This window comes from Brevundimonas sp. UBA7838 (assembly GCF_002500885.1).
In the GTDB taxonomy this organism is placed as follows: domain Bacteria; phylum Pseudomonadota; class Alphaproteobacteria; order Caulobacterales; family Caulobacteraceae; genus Brevundimonas; species Brevundimonas vesicularis_C.
The window spans coordinates 1-6,549 of the sequence record NZ_DLTK01000151.1; the positions used below are offsets into that span (position 1 = coordinate 1).

Here is a 6,549-nt window from a genome sequence, read left to right on the forward strand (position 1 = left end):
TGGACCTGGCGCCTGAGCCGCGGCCTCCGGTCGAGGGCGGGCGCGTCGGGCCTCGCAACGGAATGTCCGGTCCGGTCGGCACGGGCGCCAGGTCCAGCGCCTGGCGGATGAAGTCGCGCAGCGAAACGACCAGATCATGCGTCCGCACCGGCCGCCCGGCGACCAGTTCGCGCGCCGCCTGCTGCGCCAGCCGCACCTGGTCCTCGGTGCCCAGCAGGATGATATCCGCAAGACTGGCCTCGACCGCGTCACGGATACGCCGGGTCCGGTCCGACCCCGCCGTCGCCTCGGCGCTGAGATCCAGTCCCGCCTCGCCTTGCGAGACGTTGCGGCGGCTCAGGTCGCGCTTGTGCGTCGGATCGACGGTCAGGTCGCCGGTGAAAGATCCGCCCAGCACCTTGTAGGCGGAGATAAGGGTCTTCAGCCGTTCGTTGATCTGGCGGTTCATCCGCTCGCGCCGCTGCTGGATGGTGAACATCATCACCAGCCGGATGCCCATGCCGATCAAAGTCACGAGCGCCAGCCCGACCAGGGTCAGCAGCAGACTGTGCCAGTTGGTGAAATCCAGACCGCGCAAATCCCGTCTCCGTCTCCGCGTGCAGCATGCACCTGGAGATGAAACGCACGCCGACGCGAACGGCGCCGTGTGATCAGCCGTTCATCGCCGCGAACGCCTTCGCTGAAAAGGCCGACAGCGGCTGGGGAAGGTCGTCCAGCGCGAACCAGCCGATCTCCGACAGCTTGTCCGGCTCGGTCAGCGTCGGCTCGCCGGTGAAGTCCCGGGTGACATAGATCAGGGACACCCAGTGCTGGCCGTCGGCCGGAATGATCTCTTCGGCCAGGCACAGGAAATCGACCGCGCCGATCTTCAGCCCGCTCTCCTCCTCGGCTTCGCGCCGCGCGGCGTCGATGGAGCGCTCCATCAGGTCGACCTTGCCGCCGACGATGTTCCAGAACCCGGCCTCGGGCGCCTTCAGCCGTTTGCACAGCAAGACCCGCCCGTCGGCGCGCTGGATCACCAGGCCGCAGCCGACGCCGGGAAAGTCCACGCCCGGCTTCAAAGTCACGCCTTGGGCGCGTCCACGGAGGGGTAGAAGGTGTAGCTCAGGGTGATGTCGCGCGCGCCCTTGGCCTCACGGTCCGTGGCCAGTTCGGGGGCGATGAAATACTGGACCGGGAACTGGCGCGTCTCGCCCGCCGCCAGCGTCTGGTCGGTGAAGCAGAAGCATTGCAGCTTCTGGAAATACGGCCCCGTCTGCTCGGGCGAGACATTGTAGCTGGCGCGCACCTGGATCGGCTTGTCCGAGGTGTTGGTCACATCGAAATAGGCCAGGCCCGTCTCGCCGATCCGCACCCGCTGGGTCGATTGCTCGGCGCGGAAGGTCATCGGCACGCCGCGCACATTGGTGTCGAACCGCACCAGCACCGTCTCGTCCAGCACGGTGTCGGAGGCCTTGTCGGCCTTCATCGTCGTGCCGCCAAAGCCCGTGACCTGACAGAACATTCGATAGAGCGGCACCGCCGCGAACGCCGCCCCGGTCATGCCCATCACGCCGAAGACGCAGATGATGGCGATCAGATTCTTGCGGCCCGCCTTCATGGCTGGGAGGTCTCCACCGCCGTCGCCAGCGCGCGCTCGGCCGCCTGGTTCTGTTGTAGGCGCAGCACCGTGGTGGCGAACACCAGCACGATGAAGGCCACCAGCGCCGAGGCGATCCAGACATTGCGACGCTTGCGCGCGCGAAGTTCCTCAGGCGTCAGACGCATGGTTTTACGCTCCCAGACCGGACAGGGCCTCGACCAGCAGCGCCGAAAACAGCGCCATCAGATAGAGGATGGAAAAGGCGAACAGGTCCCGCGCCGGTTTGGCCTGGACCTTGACGTCATACAATGCGGCCTCGCGTCCCACGGCCTCGGCCTTGTCCGGCTCGTCGCCCGCGCGCGAGCGATAAAGGCGCACCGCCAAGCCGAGGAAGCCCAGGCCGCCCGCGACCGACACGACCAGATAGATGATCCCGCCCAGACCCGCGAAGGCGGGGGCGATGGCGACCGGCACGAAGACCAGGGTGTAGAGCAGGATCTGCAACCGCGTGGACTTGGCGCCCTTGGCCACCGGCATCATCGGAATGCCCGCCTTGGCGTAATCGCCGGCCGAATACAGCGCCAGCGCCCAGCTGTGCGGCGGGGTCCACAGGAAGATGATGAGAAACAGCAGCCACGCCTGCCACGGCGCATGGCCCGTCGCCGCCGCCCAGCCGATCACGGGCGGAAAGGCGCCTGCCGCACCGCCGATGACGATGTTCTGGGGCGTCCGCCGCTTCAGCAGCAGGGTGTAGAAGCCGGCATAATAGACGATGGTCATGGCCAGCAGACCGGCCGCCAGCCAGTTGGTGTTCATCCCCAGCAGCATGACCGAGAACAGGCTCAGGATGACGCCGAACGCCATGGCGTCGTTCTTGCGCACACGTCCCGCCGCCACCGGCCGGCCGCGCGTGCGTCGCATCAGGGCGTCGGTCTCGCCTTCCAGCGCCATGTTCAGCGCGCCGGCCGCCCCGGCCCCCACGGCGATGCACAGGATGGCGATGGCCGCGACCAGCGGATTGACCGATCCCGGCGCGACGATCAGCCCGGTCGCAGCGGTGAACACCACCAGCGACATCACGCGCGGCTTCAGCAGCTGGAAAAAATCCTCCGGCTGGGCGGTCGAGATGGCGGGGCGGGTCTGAACTTCGGTCATCGGTGAGGGCCGCATAGCATACCCAAATGAAGAAGGCCGCCCCTTCCGACGGAAAGAGCGGCCTTCGATTTCATATTGCTGGAAAGGCTTAGTGCTCTTCCGCTTTGATGACCGGCAGTTCGTTGAACTGGTGGGCCGGGGGCGGCGAGGACAGGGTCCACTCCAGGGTCGTGGCGCCTTCGCCCCACGGATTGTCGACGCCCGGACGACGACGGATCGCCGCCTCGGCCAGCATGATCAGGAAGACCAGCACGCCAACCGCCGTGATCGCATAACCGATCGACGAGACGTGGTTCCACAGGGTGAAGGCTTCCGGATAGTCGATGTAGCGACGCGGCATGCCCTGCAGACCCAGGAAGTGCTGCGGGAAGAACACCAGGTTCACGCCCACGAACATGATCCAGAAGTGGGTCGCGCCCAGGAACTCGTTGTACTTCACCCCGAACATCTTCTCGAACCAGTAGTAGAAGCCCGCGAAGATCGCGAAGACGGCGCCCAGCGACAGCACGTAGTGGAAGTGCGCCACCACGTAATAGGTGTCGTGCAGGCTGTAATCGATGCCGGCGTTCGACAGGACCACGCCGGTCACGCCGCCGACGGTGAAAAGGAAGATGAAGCCGATCGCCCACAGCATGGGCGTCTTGAAGCTGATGGAGCCGCCCCACATGGTGGCGATCCAGCTGAAGATCTTCACGCCCGTCGGCACCGCGATGATCATGGTGGCGGCGATGAAATAGGCGCGCAGATTGATGCTCATGCCGACCGTGTACATGTGGTGGGCCCACACGATGAAGCCGACGAAGCCGATGGCCACCATGGCGTAGGCCATGGCCAGATATCCGAACACCGGCTTGCGGCTGAAGGTCGAGACGATGTGGCTGATGATGCCGAAGCCCGGCAGGATCAGGATGTACACTTCCGGGTGACCGAAGAACCAGAACAGGTGCTGGTACATGATCGGGTCGCCGCCGCCGGCGGGATCGAAGAAGTGGGTGTGGAAGTTGCGGTCCGTCAGCAGCATGGTGATGGCGCCGGCCAGCACGGGCAGCGACAGCAGCAGCAGGAAGGCGGTGATCAGCACCGACCAGGCGAACAGCGGCATCCGATGGATGGTCATGCCGGGCGCGCGCATGTTCAGGATGGTGGTGATGAAGTTGATCGCGCCCAGGATCGAGCTGGCGCCCGCGACGTGCAGGGCGAAGATGGCCAGGTCGAAGGCGGGGCCCACGTGGCCCGTGGTCGACAGCGGCGGATAGGCCGTCCAGCCTCCGCCGAAGCCCTTACCCGGTCCGCCGTCGGTGAACATCGACAGGATCAGCAGGCACCAGGCGGCGACCAGCAGCCAGAACGAGATGTTGTTCATGCGCGGGAAGGCCATGTCCGGCGCGCCGATCATGATCGGCACGAACCAGTTGCCGAAGCCGCCGATCATGGCGGGCATGACCATGAAGAAGATCATGATCAGGGCGTGGGCCGTCACGACGGCGTTATAGCCGTGCTTGGACTGCTCCACGAGACCCAGCAGCTGGATCGACGAGCCTTCCTTGAAGATCTGGATGCCCGGCTCTGCCAGTTCCCAGCGGATCAGGCCCGACAGGGCGCCGCCCACGATGCCCGCCATGATGGCGAACATCAGATACAGGGTGCCGATGTCCTTGTGGTTGGTCGAGAAGAACCAACGCTCGAAGAAGCCCTGCTGATGACCGTGGTGATCGGAGTGGTCCACTGCGGTATTCGCCATTGCAACTACACCTCTTTATCCGTTTTCAGGCATCGCGCCGGCAACACCGGCACGCAGTGGTATCAGGCGCCAGTCGCTGCAGGTGCGGCGGGCGTGGCTTCCGGTTGCGGTGCTTCAGGGCTTGTGGCAGGGGCGCTTTCCGCGGCCGGTGCCGGCGCTGCCTCGGCGGCGGCCGGCTTGCGCGAGGCCAGCCAGGACTTGAACTCGTCCTTGGACACGGCCTTGACCACGATCGGCATGAAGCCGTGGTCCTTGCCGCACAGCTCGGCGCATTGGCCGCGGTAGACGCCTGCGGTCTCGATATTGGTCCAGCGCTCGTTGATGAAGCCCGGCACCGCGTCCTGCTTCCAGCCCAGCGCCGGCACCCACCAGGCGTGGATCACGTCATCGGACGTGATCACGAAGCGGACCTTGGTATCCACCGGCAGCACCAGCGGGTTGTCCACATCCAGCAGGTAGTGCGGATCGGTGGCCATGGTCGGCACGCTGCCGTCCTGGCGGATCTGGTCGGACTTGCGGTCAAGGCGGCTGGTGAAAGCCACATCCTCGCCAACGTACTCGTACTTCCACATCCACTGATAGCCGGTGATCTTCACCGTCATCTCGGAGTCGCGGGTGTCGTACATGGCAATCAGCTTGGCCGTGGCCGGCCATGCCATCACCACCAGGATGATGATCGGGATGACGGTCCAGATCACTTCGGCCTTGGTGTTGTGGGCGAACTGCGCCGCCACCGCACCCTTGGATTTGCGGAACTTGAAGATGGCGTAGGCCATGGCGCCAAACACCAGCACGCCGATCACCGTACACACCCACAAGGCCACCATGTGCGCGTCCCACGCCATACGCGAGGTATGGGTGACGCCCTTGCCCATGTTGAGCTGCCATTCCTTTGGATCGGCCGACTGCGCCCATGCTGCCTGCGCCGACAGCATCATCGCTGCCGCTGCCAAACCGTGTTTCAACTTCGCGCCCCACCCGCTGCATTGCTTCATTGCCTAGACCCTTGACGTCATCGGTTGCAGCCATTGCTGGCTGCGAGCAAGCCTTCAAGTGTCACCGCAAGTTCCCGACGTTCGGCGGGCGCGAGGAAACTCCCCACTTCGACCCGCTTGCCGCTGGAAACCAGCAGGACCCGTTCCTTCCCGGCGACCACCCGCACCCAATAAGGATGTGCGCGGAACACCGGCGAAACTCCGGCTGCGGGAATCACTTCCACGCAGTCCGGTCCTACCCGGATCTCTTCCCGGCGATTGCTGCTGCGCCAACATGCACGCAGGGCAATGGCTACCAGGAAGCCATGCAACAACGCGAAGACAGGTGCCAATACGTTTCCGGACAACCAACCCAAGCCTGCCGAGAACGCCATCAACCCTGCCAACGCCGCAAACAACTGGACGAACTGCCGAGCACTCAGTGCCCGTGGGGGGTGCAGTAACAACTGCGTCCCTGAGCCATCGGAATCTTGCCGAAGCACCTGGATCATCGCAGCCGCGTCCATACCGCGGAAATCGAGTTCGATGGTAGCCCTGCCTGATGGCGGCCGGCAAGCTTCCATTCATCATCGTCATCAATGCTGCGGTGCACACCAGAATTGCCCGGATATCGCCCAACCTCGGCACATTAGATGACGGAATCGGCACAATAAACCTGTTCGCTGCAGAAATTGCAGAAGCGCCCGCCCCGCAAGGCTTTCGCCGCTTCAAATGATGACAAAAGGGACTAGGAAATCCGCCGCCGCGGATTAAAATGGCCGAATCCAACTGTGGCCGAGCGCATGAACGCAACACCTTCTCCTGATGTCGCCTCACATCCCCCAGCGGGCCTGCCGCTGCTGAGCCCTGAGCTGCCGCCGGCACCGCCCGCGCTGCGCCAGGCCATCACTGATGCCTGGTTGAAGGATGAAGCCAGCCATGTGCGCGAGCTGCTGGAACAGGCGCGCCTGCCGGCTGCCGAACAGGCACAGGTACAGGCCACCGCCGCCGACCTGGTGCGCCGTGTGCGCGCACGCGCCAAGAACCAGGGCGCCATCGAAGCCTTCATGCGCCAGTACGACCTGGGCAGCGAGGAA

Annotated in this window: 10 protein-coding genes; 2 read left to right on the forward strand and 8 right to left on the reverse strand. The window is 64.7% G+C overall.

Features of this window, described 5'->3' with window-relative positions; translation table 11 throughout:
* The 8 genes from B3T77_RS15575 to B3T77_RS15610 form a co-directional block, all read right to left on the reverse strand.
* On the reverse strand, positions 1-577 hold a 577-nt coding region (locus B3T77_RS15575; protein WP_292080740.1), incomplete at its 3' end, for a hypothetical protein.
* Positions 578-650: 73 nt separating this feature from the next.
* Positions 651-1,067, reverse strand: a complete 417-nt coding sequence (locus B3T77_RS15580; RefSeq protein ID WP_055806293.1) for an NUDIX domain-containing protein — start codon at positions 1,065-1,067, stop codon at positions 651-653.
* Positions 1,064-1,600 carry a cytochrome c oxidase assembly protein gene (locus B3T77_RS15585; protein WP_045809756.1) on the reverse strand — a complete coding sequence of 179 codons (537 nt, stop codon included), beginning with the start codon at positions 1,598-1,600 and terminating at the stop codon, positions 1,064-1,066. Before B3T77_RS15585 ends, B3T77_RS15580 begins: the two co-directional genes overlap by 4 nt.
* Entirely contained in the window at positions 1,597-1,767 is a 171-nt protein-coding gene (locus tag B3T77_RS15590; protein ID WP_017505721.1) for a hypothetical protein, read from the reverse strand. Before B3T77_RS15590 ends, B3T77_RS15585 begins: the two co-directional genes overlap by 4 nt.
* Positions 1,768-1,771: 4 nt before the next feature.
* Positions 1,772-2,737 (reverse strand): heme o synthase, encoded by a 966-nt coding sequence (cyoE, locus tag B3T77_RS15595; protein WP_055754184.1) that lies wholly within the window; start codon positions 2,735-2,737, stop codon positions 1,772-1,774.
* Positions 2,738-2,825: 88 nt separating this feature from the next.
* Positions 2,826-4,478, reverse strand: coding sequence for a cytochrome c oxidase subunit I (gene ctaD / locus B3T77_RS15600; RefSeq protein WP_292080744.1), 1,653 nt, complete (start codon positions 4,476-4,478; stop codon positions 2,826-2,828).
* Between the two features lie 62 nt (positions 4,479-4,540).
* Entirely contained in the window at positions 4,541-5,473 is a 933-nt protein-coding gene (coxB, locus tag B3T77_RS15605) for a cytochrome c oxidase subunit II (protein WP_292080746.1), read from the reverse strand.
* Between the two features lie 17 nt (positions 5,474-5,490).
* The gene (locus tag B3T77_RS15610; protein ID WP_292080748.1) at positions 5,491-5,964 is read right to left on the reverse strand and encodes a DUF2244 domain-containing protein; all 474 of its coding nucleotides are present in this window, start codon (positions 5,962-5,964) and stop codon (positions 5,491-5,493) included.
* A gap of 50 nt (positions 5,965-6,014) precedes the next feature.
* Between B3T77_RS15610 and B3T77_RS15615 the strand changes: the two genes are divergently transcribed.
* Together B3T77_RS15615 and B3T77_RS15620 are read left to right on the forward strand one after the other, a co-directional pair.
* The gene (locus B3T77_RS15615) at positions 6,015-6,188 is read left to right on the forward strand and encodes a hypothetical protein (RefSeq protein ID WP_292080750.1); all 174 of its coding nucleotides are present in this window, start codon (positions 6,015-6,017) and stop codon (positions 6,186-6,188) included.
* Between the two features lie 55 nt (positions 6,189-6,243).
* Positions 6,244-6,549, forward strand: a 306-nt coding sequence (locus B3T77_RS15620; protein ID WP_292080751.1) for a hypothetical protein, incomplete at its 3' end; no start/stop codon positions are given.